Here is a 14933-nt window from a genome sequence, read left to right on the forward strand (position 1 = left end):
AACCTCTTCGACGTCCTCCTCACTACGAAGACTCGTTGGCGTCTGTGAGAACTATCTCGGCGCGTTCGACATACCGGTTGTTCGTCCAGCTACGAGCCTCACGCATTAGCGCCAGTAGTGACCGCGCTGTCTTTGGCGTGACCGCGTCGTTCCGAGTGAGCGCGAGCAATAACGTCGGCGTCGTCACGAGTCGGGTATCGACGAGCGACGCGTGCACGAGCGCGAGCTGGTTGAACTCGTCACAGAGCAGCTGTGCAGCGCCACAGTCGTTGGCGAGCGTGACGGCCGCGTTCTCACCGTCGTCGAGCGGGAACGATTCGTCGAGGGTGATGTCGCGCACGTCGAGTGCTTGTTGCCGGTCGAGCACGCGCAGTGCTCCCTGACCCGACGTGTCGTCGTACGTCGCAGTCTCTGTGAGCTCATCAACCACGAGTTTTGGGACGAGCACGGTGTGTTGGTCGAGGAGGTAGTCAAGTGGGTTCCACTCGTGGTCGGCGACCGCCCCCAAACTCACGAGCGCGGACGTATCTGCGACGACCTGCATCTACGAGTCCGCGAGCTCGTCGGCGGTCGCGTCGACGAACCCCTCGTCGAGTTGCTCCTTGAGCACGCGGAAGTTCGCCGCCTCCTCGTGGCCAACGACAGCCTTGAGCTCGTCAAAAGTGATGTCGTCGTCGTAGTACGCGTCTGCAAGCTCCTGTTTGAGGTCGTCGTCGTGGCTAGCGTCTCGTACGTACTCCTGGAGCGCCGACAGGATAACCGACGTGCGGTCCGTTTCGAGTACTGTCGCCAGCGTATCCGCCTGTTGAACGACACTCTCAGGCGCCCGGAACTGGACGCGCTGTTTCTCTCCCCTCTCCGAACTCATGTGTGTACGTTGTGAGCTACACGGTCAAAGAACTATCGCCCGATCGAGAATGCTTTAGTGCGCGCCCCAGCAGTCACCTGTTCGAAGTCGACAGACCCATTTCGACTCGTGGAGATGGTGACGTATGCCCACCGCACTCGTTACCGGCGTCGCGGGGTTCATCGGGCCGAACCTCGCTGACGCGCTACTCGACCGCGGCTACGACGTTCGCGGCATCGACAACTTCGAAACCGGCCGCGAACAGAATCTCGAATCCCTGCATGCGGACGACGACTTCACCTTCCATGAGGCAGATATCCGAGACGCCGAAACTATCGCCGACGTCACCGAGGGCGTCGACTACGTGTTCCATCAGGCAGCCGTTCCATCGGTCCCGCGCAGCGTCGAGGACCCCGTCACCAGTACGGACGCCAACTGTACGGGAACGGCAACGGTCCTAGATGCTGCCCGCAAGGCCGACGTCGACACCGCTGTCGTTGCGTCCTCCTCGTCGATCTATGGCTCGACAGAACAGCTCCCGAAAGTTGAAGCGATGACCGAACAGCCCGAGTCCCCGTACGCCCTTTCGAAGTACTACACGGAGAAGCTCGCGCTCCAGTTCAGCGACCTCTACGACATTGATACGGCCGCACTCCGCTATTTCAACATCTTCGGCCCACGCCAGGACCCCAACGGCGAGTACGCTGCAGTCATCCCGAAGTTCATCTCGCTGCTGCTGGATGGTGAACGTCCCGTCATCTACGGTGACGGCGAACAGTCCCGTGACTTCACGTTCATCGACAACGCCGTTCAAGCGAATATTCTCGCCGCGGAGAGCGACGTGACTGGCGAAGCGTTCAACGTCGGCACCGGCGGCCGCGTTACAATCAACGAACTCGTCGACGCGCTCAACGACATTCTCGGCACTGACATCGACCCCGTCTACGACGACCCACGCCCGGGCGACGTTCGACACTCCCACGCCGACATCTCGAAAGCCGAAGAACTCCTGGGGTACGACCCGGACGTCGGCTTTGCGGACGGGCTTGAGGCAACGATTCCGTACTACCGCTAGGTGTTAACCAACACACCCCGCATTTCTCCCGCTTCTGTTGGTTAAAGTAAGAATCGGCACGGCAGGTTCGAGAGAGTGTCGAGAAGCTATTTCTCCCTCAACGCCGCAGCCAGTTACGGGAGCTCCATCCAACTTACCGTACAGGAACTCAGCGCGATGTTAGTGATCGCCGTCGTGCTGGGCGTATTGCGGTACTTCTGAGACGATGTCAAGGATGGTCTCCCCATCATCGACATACTGCTCAGCATCAGACTCACCTTCGTCGTGGTAACTTCTAACCAACTGGTTGCGAAGCGAGTCGGTGTAATTCCAAAGTCGTAGTCGGGACAACCGCTCCAGCAGCCCCCACGCCGTACCATCGCCGCCGACGAACGCTGCTTTCCGGAATCGTTTAGTCGGTCTGTCGACCAATCGAGAACAACATGATTGGTGGTCTCTATGGAGTTGCTTGACGACGACGGCAATCTCTTCGGCGTCGTCAACGTCGTCGACGCGCTCGTCGTCCTCTTCGTCCTCGCGGTGGTCGCCGCGGGCGCCGCGTTCGTCCTCCAACCCGACCCCGAACCCGCACCCGAACCAGAGCTCGCAACGACGAACGCAACCCTGGACCTCGGCACGCAACCGAGCTACATCGTCGAGGAAATCGAAGCCGGCGACACGTACTCGCCGGCCGGGAACACCGACCTCCGAATCACTGACGTCCACCTCACGCCACAGAACGGCGACACGCGCGTCATCCTCGGCGTCAATCTCCGCGGTACCGTCTCCGGTGACACGATTGACTACAACGGCGCGCCGCCACGCGTCGGCCGCAGTCTCACCATCCAGACCTCGATCTACCAGGTTTCGGGAACGCTCCGCGACCTCGGCTCTGGTCCTGAAACAACCACGACCGACGTGGTCGTTGAAGACACCGTGAGCACCGAGACAGCGACCGCCATCCAGACGGGCGACACGTACACGCTTGGCGGCACCGATATCGCAACCGTCGAATCTGTCACCGCCTACGGTACGGACAACCCCGACCGCAAGCGCGTACTCGTCGGTCTCTCCCTTGCCACGCTCCAGGACGACGGCGACGTACGCTTTGGCGGCACTACTGTCCGTGAGGGAACGACAATTCCCTTCCAGACGAGCGAGTACTCGCTCACCGGCTCCATCCAACGCGTTGGAGCCACCAACCCCCAGGGGGAGACGGCAACACGCACGATGACCCTCCAGTTGGAGGACGTCCCGCCAGCCAAAGCAGACAGCATCCACACGGGGCTGACCGAAACCGTCCGCGGCACCACCATCGCCGACATCACGGACGTCGACCGCGAGGCTGCGACGGTCATCCTCACGAGCCGCGACGGCAACATCTACGAGCGCAACCACCCCGTGAACCAGGACCTCACGCTCACCGCCGACCTCACCATCCGCGAAACCGCCACCGGCGTGACGTTCAAAGGCCGGACGATTCAGCAAGGGAGTAACGTCACACTCGACCTTGGAACGACGACCGTCCACGCAACCGTCGTTTCAACGTAGATGCCCACCAACTCCAGTCCGAACGCCACCGACGCACGCTCCACCATCGAGCGCATCCTCGATGGGTCTCGTATCGTCGACGCGGTCCAGCGACTGTCAACGACCGCCAAGCGCTGGCTGAACGCCACAACCGAACGACTCACGCGCGTCGTGCAGGGATCGTTCCTCTACCGGTGGCTCACCGCCGAACCCGACCCAGAAGTTATCGTCATCGACCTCCGGGAGACGTACACAGTCGGGCCCTTCATCGCCATCCTTGATCGCGTCGTCGAAACGCTCGTCCCCTACTACCGGCAATCACTGCTCAAGCGCGGCGTCGACGGACTCGCTGCACACGCAGCCCGCGCCGCAGATACGCGGCCCGGTCGGCTGCTTGTCGCGCTCTTCGAGCCACCGGAACCGCCTGAAGGCCGTGACGAACCGCGCGACGACCGTCACGACCGCGACGACGAGTAAGGACCACCACCATTTTCTTCCCGGTCACGAATCTCCGTTCGTGCGCAGCATTCCGTTCCCGCTCGTTCCGCGCTGGCTGCGATACGTTGGCGTGCTCGGCGTCGCTGGTTTCCTTCTCTACTATTCGGTGCTGTCGGCGCCGCCCGTGAACCCACCAAGCCCCGGCCCATGGTGGGATAAGAAACTCCACGTCGCCGCGTACCTCGGGCTTGGGCTTGCGCTGGCGTACGCTACTGTCGACCTCCGTGACCGCTTTTGGACGCGCATCGCGCTCGTCCTTGCACTCGCCGTTGGTTACGGCCTCCTCATCGAAGGGATACAGGCAACGCAGCCGAACCGGTACGCTTCACTTAATGACGCGCTCGCGAACATCGTCGGCGCGCTACTCGCGAGTACGTGGTTCCTCGTCGAGCGTCATCTACGGTACGTACGCCCGCTCAACGACGAGCCGGTCGAGTACTCAGAGTAGAAGCGCACCGCCGGCAATAGCGACCGCACCAAGCCCGACGCAGACGCCCCAGAACGGCACCCGCTCAACGACACGCATCAGCGCGTCAATCGTCAGATACCCAACGACCGCCGCACTCGCCAGCGCTGCAGCCCCACTGGCGAGCGTCACGCCACCCAACCCGGTGTCGAGGGCAGCGAGAAGTCCACCGCCGACGGCCGCGGGAATCGACAAGAGGAACGAGAGGCGGAACGACGCCGGTCCCTCGTGGCCGCGCAACAACAACACGCCCGTCGTCGAGCCTGATCGCGACACACCGGGGAGAATCGCGACGCCCTGCGCAACACCCACGAGCACCGCATCAACTAGTCCGGGCTGCTTCGTTGGCGTGCGATCGACGGCTGTGGACAGTCGCTGGAACCCGCCGGTTGCGACGAGCAAGACGCCGATCGCGACGACGACCATCCCACCCGTCAGCGCGGAGACGACCTCCTCAAGCACCGCGTATGATGCGATCCCTACAACGCCCGAAACGAGTGTTGCCACGCCGAGAAACGTCGTCGACGCGTGTGTCTTCCCGGTTGCATGTCGTGGCCGCCATGTCCGTAGCAACGCCAATTCCTCGCGGATTTCGGAGCGATAGTACACTGTCGCGGAGAGCGCGGTGCCGAGATGCAAGAATAACGCGAACGCGACTGCCTGCTCGGGACTCTCCCCGAGCCACGAGAGCGCGACCGTGATGTTGCCCTCGCTAGAGATTGGAAGCCACTCGAAGATGCCCTGCAGGACACCGACGACGATGGCTACCAGCAGTGACCGAGCCATACCCGACGTGGTCGCTACGCTCGCAAGTGTATTCCGATGACCGTTCAGCTGGTAGGCACGACGTAGCCTCAGTACATCACAAAGCCGCTTAGTTAGAACGTCTGCTTGCTGAAGGTGTGTCTACGACCCAGCAAGCAGACAGTGAGATTCACGAGGACCAGCTTCTTAACTTTCTCGTCAACACCCTTGAGGAGGAAGTTCCGCTTTCCTTAGCCAATAACGCTGAAATCACTACTGAGGGCATCTATGAGGTCCTCGTCGGCGCTTGCGCCGACGGGACCTCTGTCTCTACGCTCTGTGCGTCGAGTCAGAACGGCCCCGCTGCCAACACGATCCTCTACCATCTCCGGACGAAGTTCGAGCCCAAACGGCTCGAACGAGTCGCTAACACGCTTCTTCGACGAGATATCGTCGAACTGCTTCCTGAGCAGGTGGAGGTCTGCGCAGACCTCCACCTGCGGCCCTACTACGGTGATGAAGACGACACGGAGAACCTCTATCACTCGGAAGCCAAGCGTGGAACCACCGCATTCCACGCCTACGCCACACTCTACGCGCGTGTGAAGAACAAACGATATACGCTGGCGGTGCGCCGTCTCGAAGACGGCGACACCGCCAGCAGTGTCCTCGCTGAGTTTCTTGGTGTACTCGACGGCCTTGACGCCGATGTCAAGGCCGTCTACCTTGATCGCGGATTCTACGACAGCAAGTGTCTCACGCTGTTGCAGGCGCACAACTACGCCTACGTGGTCCCGATCATTCAGTGGGGGAAGACGATTCAGCAGGAACTTGCGGAAGGGTGGAGTCGCGTCATTCAACACGATCTGACGGGGAAACTCGACGGTCACAGCTGGACCGTCGAGTTTCCCGTCTACATCGACTGTACGTACCTGAACGGACGGTACGACGACCACGGTGTGGCGCGTCACGGCTACGCCGCTGACGCGCCGTTTATCGAGACACCACGCCAGGCTCGATACCATTACTCGAAACGCTTCGGTATCGAGTCAAGCTATCGCTTGTCCGAGCAAGCGATAGCGACGACAACGACGCGAAACGCGACGGTGAGACTTCTGTACGTTGTGGTGAGTCTGCTCTTGCAGAATGCGTGGCGGTATCTGCACTACGAATACGTGGCGACGCCGCGCCGAGGCGGGCGTCGCCTCTGGTGGTGGCCGTACAAGGAGTTCGTGAATATGGTTCGGCGGGCTGCGTGGACGGCCCTCGCGGTGCGTCGGGCCGTCCCCGCGAATCGGCCACCTGACGACCGGTTCCACCGGTAGTCACCGACCGAGCAAGCTCCCTTCAGGAGTGGCAACGCTGTCGCGTCGGCGGCTGACTGCCGCCGACAGCGACAGCTCCCTCTTCGATCAGCGTTGCTCGACCGTTACTGACGACTCATCACAACAGAACAGATGGCTCAGGTCAGGCTAACTGGCGATGCTTTGTGAGGTACTGAGCCTTGCTGGGTCACTAGTGCCGTTCCAGTGAGAGTTTGGTGCCATCCACTTACCGGCTTAATATCTCTCCGTACCGCCCGCCGATTCAGTTGTCGCCAACGATATTTCGGACACACTCCACGCAGACGAAGGTAACAGTCGCCGAGCGGCCACAGCAACTACAGAGAGGATTCCTCCGCAAAGAACCCTGTATTGAATCGTCTGTAGTTCTGCGGGGGTAAACAGCCGGCCAGTTCGTCGGCATTTATGAAATTCGGAACTGGATGAGGCGCGTGGCCATATGACGCCCGACTGATGTACTTGGGGTGATCGGAGCGGTTCGACGCGGGGATCACCGTGTCAGCGCGATAATCGACAACGGCCGATATAGGAACTAAGATCGGCCTTACGGAGTGATTCGGGTGTTGGCGTTGCCGTGAGTGGGGCTCCAATATGGCCAGCATTACAACCGGCGAGCCAGGCTTGACGGTGGGCACGGTGAGCGATCGCAATCAGCGGTGGCACGCGCTTCTCCCTCAAATTGTTGTACAGAGTCGCGCCATCTGGGGATTTTCGAGTTGCCGCTATCGAGTGGGCCGGACGTCGTCGATAGCCACATGCTTGTACGAATCGACTTGCCGTCCCCGACTTTTGGCGATCACGGGCCACATCTTGGCACGCCACGAAGATGATACGTGTCGGATACATTCCGCGATAGCACCGCACTACAGCGATTGTACAGAGCCAGTATGTCGGGCGATTTCCCTGCTTCACCGAAATCTATTCGTTCGCAAAGAAGAACTCTCCAGGTGGTTCTAGACCGCCGCTACAGCCCGCGAACCACCGACTCTGCACCCCTATCGCTCGCCGAATGCATCACGCCATAACTCTCCGTCCAAAAGTGTTGGTCCGCACAGTGTTTGGCAGTGTTCTTGCGGACGAGCGCGTCTCTGTAGTCCGCCAACCCCCAGTCACCAGGCATGGTCGTAGCCACGCGAGCGTGCCCGGGTGCGTGACTGGGTGGTCGGTTATTCGGGACGGGTTTCGTCAAGGTAGGTGTCGCGGGCGTATTCGAACGTGTAGACGTCGGTCAACCCGGGGGTGTCGAGGCGGTATTCGCGGGGCGCCATGTTCTCGCTGTACGTGCGGGGGACGCGTGGATCGTCATCCGGTGGGTTGTGGAGGGCGCGGAGGAGGTTGGCGGCATCACTGCGGGTTTTGACGAGCCACCACGCCTGGTCGGGGTTGCAGGCGGCCATCTGATCGAAGTCGCGGGGAATCGCCTCGCTGCGGTCGTTATTGATGCGCTCGGCTTCTAACGTCGCCACAATCGTCTCGTCGTCTGCGAGGACAGCCGCATCAAGCCGACCATCCGCCACGCCGCAGTAGCGTTGGACGCGGTCGCCGGGCTGGTCGGCACCAACTAGTTCCTGTTCGAGGAGGCGAGCACCCAGTTCGACCATCGCAACGTGGAGACTCGATTCGGAAAGATCACCCGTGCCATCGCCGTGCGCGATCCCCTCACGGTGGCCGACGTCGATCACGTCGCGGCCCTCGGGTGTGACCGTGTACAGTTTGTGGGGGCGGCGGCAGTCCACGCGCAGGAGGCCGTCGTCGACCAGCGCCTGCACGCCGTCCGTGTCGATGCCGACGTACGCCTCCAGATGCGTCATCGAGTCCCAGACGATGTCGTACTCCAGTTCCCGGTCGAAGCGCTGCTGGTGAGCCATGTAGACGGCCGTGAGGAACCGCAGCTGCGCATCACTGTAGTCGCTGGCGGCGCGCTCGGCAGCGGTGAGCGTGAGGTCCAACGAACAGATGGGGATGTTCGCGCGGTCGACCTCCGCGAGGGAGTGGTGGGACTGAATCGCGCGGCGCATGCCGTCGGGCGTCGATGCGTATCTCGTGTCGTCGGTCTCGCTGCTCTCGCTGACGAGCGGGTACGGCGGTTCGTCGATGTAGGTGAGACAGTCCGGGAAGCGCTCCGTATGCGGGATGGTAGCGGTCGCAGCGGGGAGCGTCGAGCCGCTCGCGTCGCCGGCATCGACGGCCGCTGGTTCCGTACTCCCGCTGGCGGCCCGGCCGACAGGAACGCCGTACTCGTCATGCGTGTGGGTTTTCGCCGCCTGGAACGCGCGCTCGAACTCCCGCTGAGTGCGGCCAGTCAACGGTTTGCTGCCCTCTGGGTGGCCAGGCGGAAGTGGTGGCGAGGTGACGTGGAAGGGGCGTGGCTGGCGTTCGGCGAACGGCGCGGCAGGACTAACTAACCACTCGCCGCGCTGGATGTCGTGCAGCCGCGTCTCGATGCGGTCGGCGTCGTACTCGCTCGTCGCAAGTCGTTCGGTGAGCCGGCGGTCGACGCCGATCTGACCGGTGATGATGGTGCCGACGTCGTTCAGAAGTTCAGCGTAGACGCGGGGGTGGGAGTCGCGGAGCTGTTCGGGGAACTGCATCGCCAGCGTCACGCCGAGGTCGAACGCGCGACCCTGTGACAGGAGCGTGTCCAGAATGCCGGTCGTGGCGAGGTCGGCGGCCTCCTCGATGTAGCAGTTGACGAGCGGGAGGTTCTGTTCGTGGGTGGTTGTCTGGCGGCGTTGGAGCGCGCGCCACAGCTGTGAGAGGATCGCGACGGCGAGCAGCGTCCGGGAGCGTTCACCGTACCCTTGGAGGTCGAAGACGATGACGCAGTCCTCGTCAAGCGCCGTCCGAAGATCGAACTGGTCGTCGGCTCGCGCTTCGAACAGTGGGGCGAGGCGGGCGTCGTTCGTGGCACTCCCAATACGACGAGTGGCGGCGCTCATGATGCTGTCGAACGTGTTGGGGTTGTTCGCCGCAGTGCTGGCGAGTTTCTGGTGGAGCGTGTCGTCCGAAACTGGTGGCGGGTTCCTCGTTTCGTGAAACTGGGCGGCCGCCGCCAACAGTTCCTGCTGGCTGATGCTATCCGATCCATGCACGGGGTCGAACAGCGCCCGAATCAGTTGCTGGATGACTTCGACGGCGGCTTCGGCGCTGTAGAACTGCTCGGGACCCATGGCGGCCGCCAGGAGATCAATATAATGTTCGGCGATCGCGTTGACGGCCCACTCCCGGTCCAATCCTGCCTCGAGGAGCGGCTCAATCGTGAGGAAGGGGAGCGCGGGGAGGTACTCGGTGCAGTCGAAGTAGTAGACGTCCTTGAGGGTGTCGTAGCGGGCGTAGTGGGTTTTGGTGTACTGTTCGGGGGCGTCGTCGCCTTTCGCGTCAATATAGACGGTGGCGCCGTCCGTAGCGGCGTGATTGGCGAGCTGCATGCGCTGGCCGACCGCCGTTTTGCCGGCACCGGTCGACCCAAAGATTGCCGTATGGAGCGGCTGCACTGTTGGTGGGAGCGAGAGCATCGCGTCCAGTGTCGTGCGGTCGGCGGTCTTGGGGTGGCCGACGGTCATGCCGGGTTCGTCGAGGTAGCGGTCGAGGATGGTGCGGGGTGGGAGTTCGATGCCCGTGCGATCTTCAGGTGTGGGTTCGAGCGCGCGACTCGCTGCAGGGCTCAACGAAGGCCCGTCGACGACGCAGAACGCCCCCACGGCGGCGGGGTCGGCGACGATCGCCGGGCTCGCATTCTCGACCCACGGCAGGACGTGTTTGCGGCGGTTCGGGTTGGTTTTGGTCGTTCGCGTGCAGATGGCGTCGAGGAGGTCTCGGGCGTCGTCGCTGTCTGGTGGGTACGTGGTGGGCGTGACGCGGTAGTGGTCGCCGCGGATCGATTGGAAGCCCGACGCAATCGCGTCAATGGTCGTGTTAGTGGTCGCCGAATCAGTATCGACTGCCACCGCACGCGCGTTCACGACGAACGACTGGCGCGTGTCGACGGTATGGATGGCTTCGATGCGGCGGGCGTTCGACGGATGCACGGTCGACTCGTCGGGACGACGGCGTGCATTCCGTCCTGTGGGCGTGTCGTCGTCGCGGCGCGCTGTGGCCCGCGTCGTGTCATGGTCGTCGGCGGGCTCGGTGATAGCGTCGGCGGCCGATCCGAAGATCGCCTGGCCGAGTTCATGGCGGCGCAAGTCCCCGTTTAGTTCGAGGTCGACGATGCGATTCTCTTTCGTGGCGGTCCAGTCGGGCTTCGGCGTCAGAAGTACCTGGACGAGTGCGGGGGCGTCGGTCGTGGCGAGGCCATCGAGGAGGTCGGCGAGCGGCCAATTTCCTTCGTGTTCGCCGGCGAACGATTCGAGGGCGGGGAGTGGGGTCTGCCAGTCGTCGGGGCGGTCGCCGACGCCCTGCCACTCGACGCCTGCGACCGCGTAGTCATCGGTGTCGTCGGCGTCGGACTCAAGTGGATCGTCGACGTCGAGTGCGTCGTGGTAGGAGGTGGTGGTTTCGACAAGGTCCACGGACGTCGGGAGCGATTGGCGGAGTGTGCGTTTGACTGGCTGGAGGTCGTCGCTACCGACGTACCAGTCGATGTGGCGGTCGCCCGTGGGACCGGTGTCACCGGTCGCGACGAACAGCCACTCGTAGGTCGGCGTCTCGTTCGTGGTGCGGTGGAGGCGCGTGATCGAGCGCGCGACGTCGGTCGGTTGGAGCGGGTCGGTGCTCGGCTGGACGTGGAGGTACTGGCGGTCGGTTGTGAACTGCTCGGGGGACATGCGTGGCGAGCGCGGGGACTGGTTTGCGAGCTATCGGGCGTGTGGTCATGTGGCACGCTCCTAGTTGTAAGTTGGTGGTTGGTGGAATTTTGGCTGTTGGCGTCTTAACCAACAGAAAGGGGCAGAACCGTCGTTTGTTGGTTAAGCACAGGAGTGTACGCATTCCGATGCAGCCTCGTCGTCAATAACGGCGTCTGGTGTCGTGCGAACCCCATACAACCAAACGCGACTGCGGCCTCCGCCTGCGTATCGATGTGCAAGCCATGTGGATGCGCCGAAACGATTATCAGCTGATGTGCAGAAGAGGCACATAGTATGGACGCAAGCGACGAGCCGCGACGCGTCCACTTCCAGTCCCCGGAGTATCTCGTCGAACGGCTCGACGCGGTCGCCGAGCTCTTCGACACCGATCGGACGGACCTGCTCGTCGAAGCGATCCGCGAGTACCTCGAAGAGACCGCGGACAGCGAGACGTTCCAGGAGTTGGTCGCGACGAAGTACTACGACGACCAGCTCGAGTTCGAGACGGTCAAACAACTGGTCGGCACCGAAACCGCCCAGCGACTCCGCATCCTCAAAGCGGATCTCGACGACGAGCCACTGGAACTTGGCGCGCCCGCCGACGTCGACATCTATGATGACGACGCGACGGAGGTCGACACCGCCGCCGACGAGCGATGACCGGCCCACGACTACGGACGGTCGTCGCCGACACCAGCGCACTCGTCAGTCTGGCCGTCCCGCGTGCTGATAGCGCGTACGACACTGACGCAGCTCCGGACCCGCTGCAGTACCTGCTCACTTCGTGTGACGTCTTCGTCCCACGGGAAGTTGGGACAGAGCTCCAAGAGCTCACGCAGTATCAGGATATCCACGGCGCCGCAGCGACGAACGTCCTCGCGGCCCGCGACTACTACGCCGTCGAGGACCCCTACGACCGTGCCGACACGCCGGACGCACGGCCGACGTTCGGGCTCGACGACGGGGAAACCGACGGAATCGTCCTCGCGAACGCACGCGACGTCGACGGCTTCCTGACCGACGAGTTCGGCGGGACGAACTTCCCGCTGATTCACGCTGTGCTGCAGGGCCCGCGGATCGTCCCGACGCCGCGGCTCATCGTGGATTACGCCCGAAACGGCCATCTGACGGCCGAGGAGGCTCGACGGCTGGTCACGACGATCAGCCCGCAGCGGAGCTGGGAGAATAGTCCCTACGTCACGCAACTACTCCAACGCCTCGCGGAGTGGTAAGCTAACCCACGGCTAAAGCCGTGGGCTTTCAGCGTGGACTCGCGCTCTGGCCACTCGTGGTGGCAGGAGGTTCATACGCTCCGTTCGCGTTCAGCGTCCCGCTGTTCAAGCGCACGCCTACGGGTGCGCCTCCACCGTCCCCGGTTTGGTTACGACGGAGATACCGTAGTCCGATGTTTTTCGCTGCGTTGTAGTCAGCGTGATTCTCGTACCCGCATTTCAGGCACTCGAAGTCCTCACTCTCGCGATTATCCGGGTGCGTGAACCCACACGTTGAGCACCGCCGACTCGTGTTCTCCGGATCAACCTGCTCGACGTCGATGCCGTATTCAGCGGCTTTGTATTCGACGTAGTCGTAGAGGCGGTTGAACGCCCATTTGTGCCCCCACGACCCCCCGGTGCGTTCCCGAATATCGGTCAAGTCCTCGAATGCGATCACCGAACACTCGTTTTCACGAGCTTCTGCGACGAGTTCGTTACTGATGCGGTGGAGTGTGAGTTTGAATCGACCTGTCTCTTTCTGCCCGACAGCCTGGATATTCTCGTGCGCCCACCGTGTGCCGTGTTCCTGGAAGTCACCACGCCGGTTCTCGTATTCGCGCCGCCAGTGGTCGAACTCCTCACCCGTCCAGAACGTACCAGTTGAAGCAACTGCAAGATTGGTCACGCCAAGGTCAACCCCGAGAACCGTTCCGTTCTCGGTGGCTTGGTCCGGCGTATTAGACTCCACGTCCGTTTTGCAGTGGATGTGGAGCATCCAGTTGCCGTTCGTGTAATGCAGTTCTGCCCCCGTGGTTTCGTACTCCTCGGAGAAGAAGTATTCAGCGTGGGGTGTCTCTCGCTCATCGGAAGGAAGCACGTAGTCGGCTTCGATGCGACCGTCAACTGTTGCCAGCGACACGTAGTCGTCGTGGAACGTCGCAGTGCGGTGGTCGTAGACGAGGTGTGGGCTAGTGAAGTGGGGCATCGACGCCTTCTTGCCTTGCTTCCACTTCGCGAGGACGCTCTTGGCGGCGTCAGCGGCCTTGTTTCGCGCCGCTTGGACGTGATTGCTGTGTAACGATGTCTCGCCGCGCACGTCCTCGTAGGTGTCGTCGTGGAGCGTTGTCTTGCTCGTCGTGACGTATTCGCCGCTGAAGGCGTGACACGTCACGTAGTTAGCAGCCCACAGGAACTCGTCGACGGTGTCGCGGAGAAGTGCGGCGCTATGGCTGTCCACGTCAAGTTTCACGGGGACAGTACGCCGCTTCTCCATACTTCATATGTGTGTTTGACAGTTCAAAAGTGTTAGGGAGTCGACCCTGCCATTGTCGGTGGGTTGTTGCACGGAGCGAACGCACTTCCTCCCACCCGTAAACGGGTGGGTTTCCGCGCTGTTACCGCTATGAAATTCGGGCCCTCTTGCACCGCTTTGCAACCGAGGAAGCGGCGGTCGATATTGAGACTGCAGTCATCTACTTCCGCGCGTGCGCTCGGCGCAGCTGATAAATGGATACGCTGAGTACGTGCAGTAGAGAATGGCGTCCAGTACCGAGTCCTCAACGGCGGTCGACGACGAGGTCCGCCAGCTATATGAGCGGTATCAGGCCGCCGAGACCGAGGCTGAACGCCACGAGATCGCCCTCGAAATGGGGGAACTCGACGGGCGCCGCCACGCGGAGATCTACGCAGCCCTCGAAGACGAGTAAGGGAGCGTTCTGCGACTGTTTCGTGTGCGAGTCGGTTGTATCCAGCGCGAGCGGATCCAGCGCTGGCTAACAGCTGGCCCACTGAAGTACGAAGCCTGTCTACAGGCGGAGCAGGCCGAGTGCCTCGGGGCTTGACCCCGAGGGTGAAGGCCGTACGGTCTGCGACGAACCACCGTTGTCGAACGCGATGATCCTTGCCACCGTCCTGCCGTACACACCGCCGCTGCCCTCGTTTAGCACCTCGGACGAACACTTGCAACGCGCAGTCCCGCATCTCGAGGCGAGCGTACAAGCCGAGCAATACGGCATTCGGGCACTCAAGGACCTGATAGCCCGTCAGCGTCGTCAACGGTGAGGGTGGCAGTATAAGCCGTCGAAAGAGCAGCTTCGAAATCTCTTCTGACCGATTCTGGTTCCGGTGTGTCCGTCCCGGCTCGCCCCGCGCGCCGCTGCCACCCGCCGCTTGGCTTACGGCTCCCTGCGGTCGCCGCTCGCCATCGCGGCGCTCACGCCGTTCGCGCCGCGCTTCGCTCGCGACCGACCATTCCGGGCGTGCGGCGCCCTCGCTGCTCGCGGGTCGCGTTGCTCCCCGCTCGCTAGGCCGTGGCCTCCCTGCGGTCGGCCACGCACCGCTCAGTCGCCGTTCCGGGCTAAAGTGAATGTGCCCTCGACGCCAGCGCTTCACCCGTTCGGGTCCTCCGGACCTCGGCGAAGCCGACCGCGACGGACGTAGTTGCGTCGCGG

12 protein-coding genes and 2 pseudogenes are annotated in these 14933 nt (G+C 62.4%); 9 read left to right on the forward strand and 5 right to left on the reverse strand.

Features of this window, described 5'->3' with window-relative positions; genetic code table 11:
• Window positions 1-22: 22 nt before the first annotated feature.
• Both LT974_RS06510 and LT974_RS06515 read right to left on the reverse strand, forming a co-directional pair.
• Window positions 23-544 carry a hypothetical protein gene (locus tag LT974_RS06510; protein WP_232589910.1) on the reverse strand — a complete coding sequence of 174 codons (522 nt, stop codon included), beginning with the start codon at window positions 542-544 and terminating at the stop codon, window positions 23-25.
• Entirely contained in the window at window positions 545-868 is a 324-nt protein-coding gene (locus tag LT974_RS06515) for a hypothetical protein (protein WP_232589911.1), read from the reverse strand.
• A gap of 124 nt (window positions 869-992) precedes the next feature.
• Between LT974_RS06515 and LT974_RS06520 the strand changes: the two genes are divergently transcribed.
• The 4 genes from LT974_RS06520 to LT974_RS06535 all read left to right on the forward strand — a co-directional run bounded on the left by LT974_RS06520 (window position 993) and on the right by LT974_RS06535 (window position 4377).
• Window positions 993-1922, forward strand: a complete 930-nt coding sequence (locus tag LT974_RS06520; protein ID WP_232589912.1) for an SDR family oxidoreductase — start codon at window positions 993-995, stop codon at window positions 1920-1922.
• 438 nt (window positions 1923-2360) lie between these two features.
• A complete protein-coding gene (locus LT974_RS06525) occupies window positions 2361-3452 on the forward strand; it encodes a DUF4330 family protein (RefSeq protein WP_232589913.1) in 1092 nt (363 codons plus the stop codon).
• Window positions 3453-3908, forward strand: coding sequence for a hypothetical protein (locus tag LT974_RS06530; protein ID WP_232589914.1), 456 nt, complete (start codon window positions 3453-3455; stop codon window positions 3906-3908).
• Window positions 3865-4377, forward strand: a complete 513-nt coding sequence (locus tag LT974_RS06535) for a VanZ family protein (RefSeq protein WP_232589915.1) — start codon at window positions 3865-3867, stop codon at window positions 4375-4377. The genes LT974_RS06530 and LT974_RS06535 overlap by 44 nt, the downstream gene beginning before the upstream one ends.
• Here the strand turns inward: LT974_RS06535 and LT974_RS06540 are convergent.
• Entirely contained in the window at window positions 4369-5181 is an 813-nt protein-coding gene (locus tag LT974_RS06540) for an undecaprenyl-diphosphate phosphatase (RefSeq protein ID WP_232589916.1), read from the reverse strand. The genes LT974_RS06535 and LT974_RS06540 overlap by 9 nt on opposite strands.
• 116 nt (window positions 5182-5297) lie before the next feature.
• Between LT974_RS06540 and LT974_RS06545 the strand changes: the two genes are divergently transcribed.
• Entirely contained in the window at window positions 5298-6464 is a 1167-nt protein-coding gene (locus LT974_RS06545) for an ISH3 family transposase (RefSeq protein WP_136361172.1), read from the forward strand.
• Window positions 6465-7648: 1184 nt separating this feature from the next.
• Here the strand turns inward: LT974_RS06545 and LT974_RS06550 are convergent.
• Window positions 7649-11248 (reverse strand): type IV secretory system conjugative DNA transfer family protein, encoded by a 3600-nt coding sequence (locus LT974_RS06550; RefSeq protein WP_232589917.1) that lies wholly within the window; start codon window positions 11246-11248, stop codon window positions 7649-7651.
• A gap of 315 nt (window positions 11249-11563) precedes the next feature.
• Between LT974_RS06550 and LT974_RS06555 the strand changes: the two genes are divergently transcribed.
• Entirely contained in the window at window positions 11564-11929 is a 366-nt protein-coding gene (locus LT974_RS06555; RefSeq protein WP_232589918.1) for a hypothetical protein, read from the forward strand.
• Complete coding sequence (locus LT974_RS06560) at window positions 11926-12501, forward strand: hypothetical protein (RefSeq protein WP_232589919.1); 576 nt, start codon at window positions 11926-11928, stop codon at window positions 12499-12501. The genes LT974_RS06555 and LT974_RS06560 overlap by 4 nt, the downstream gene beginning before the upstream one ends.
• Before the next feature lie 12 nt (window positions 12502-12513).
• Here the strand turns inward: LT974_RS06560 and LT974_RS06565 are convergent.
• Window positions 12514-13756, reverse strand: a pseudogene (locus LT974_RS06565) (RNA-guided endonuclease InsQ/TnpB family protein).
• Window positions 13757-13878: 122 nt separating this feature from the next.
• Here LT974_RS06565 and LT974_RS17880 point away from each other — a divergent pair.
• Both LT974_RS17880 and LT974_RS06570 read left to right on the forward strand, forming a co-directional pair.
• A pseudogene (locus tag LT974_RS17880) lies at window positions 13879-13986 on the forward strand (type II toxin-antitoxin system death-on-curing family toxin); the annotation flags it as partial.
• A 32-nt stretch (window positions 13987-14018) separates the two neighbouring features.
• Window positions 14019-14189, forward strand: coding sequence for a hypothetical protein (locus tag LT974_RS06570; RefSeq protein ID WP_232589923.1), 171 nt, complete (start codon window positions 14019-14021; stop codon window positions 14187-14189).
• Window positions 14190-14933 lie beyond the last annotated feature (744 nt).

The sequence above is a fragment of the Halobacterium noricense genome (assembly GCF_021233435.1).
GTDB lineage: Archaea > Halobacteriota > Halobacteria > Halobacteriales > Halobacteriaceae > Halobacterium > Halobacterium noricense.

Excerpts from the sequence above, each read along its gene's own strand:
- LT974_RS06515 (WP_232589911.1), bottom strand. The coding sequence starts at position 868 with ATGAGTTCGGAGAGGGGAGAGAAACAGCGCGTCCAGTTCCGGGCGCCT.
- LT974_RS06530 (WP_232589914.1), top strand. The coding sequence starts at position 3,453 with ATGCCCACCAACTCCAGTCCGAACGCCACCGACGCACGCTCCACCATC.
- LT974_RS06570 (WP_232589923.1), top strand. The coding sequence starts at position 14,019 with ATGGCGTCCAGTACCGAGTCCTCAACGGCGGTCGACGACGAGGTCCGC.
- LT974_RS06540 (WP_232589916.1), bottom strand. The coding sequence starts at position 5,181 with ATGGCTCGGTCACTGCTGGTAGCCATCGTCGTCGGTGTCCTGCAGGGC.
- LT974_RS06510 (WP_232589910.1), bottom strand. The coding sequence starts at position 544 with ATGCAGGTCGTCGCAGATACGTCCGCGCTCGTGAGTTTGGGGGCGGTC.
- LT974_RS06555 (WP_232589918.1), top strand. The coding sequence starts at position 11,564 with ATGGACGCAAGCGACGAGCCGCGACGCGTCCACTTCCAGTCCCCGGAG.
- LT974_RS06560 (WP_232589919.1), top strand. The coding sequence starts at position 11,926 with ATGACCGGCCCACGACTACGGACGGTCGTCGCCGACACCAGCGCACTC.
- LT974_RS06520 (WP_232589912.1), top strand. The coding sequence starts at position 993 with ATGCCCACCGCACTCGTTACCGGCGTCGCGGGGTTCATCGGGCCGAAC.
- LT974_RS06550 (WP_232589917.1), bottom strand. The coding sequence starts at position 11,248 with ATGTCCCCCGAGCAGTTCACAACCGACCGCCAGTACCTCCACGTCCAG.
- LT974_RS06525 (WP_232589913.1), top strand. The coding sequence starts at position 2,361 with ATGGAGTTGCTTGACGACGACGGCAATCTCTTCGGCGTCGTCAACGTC.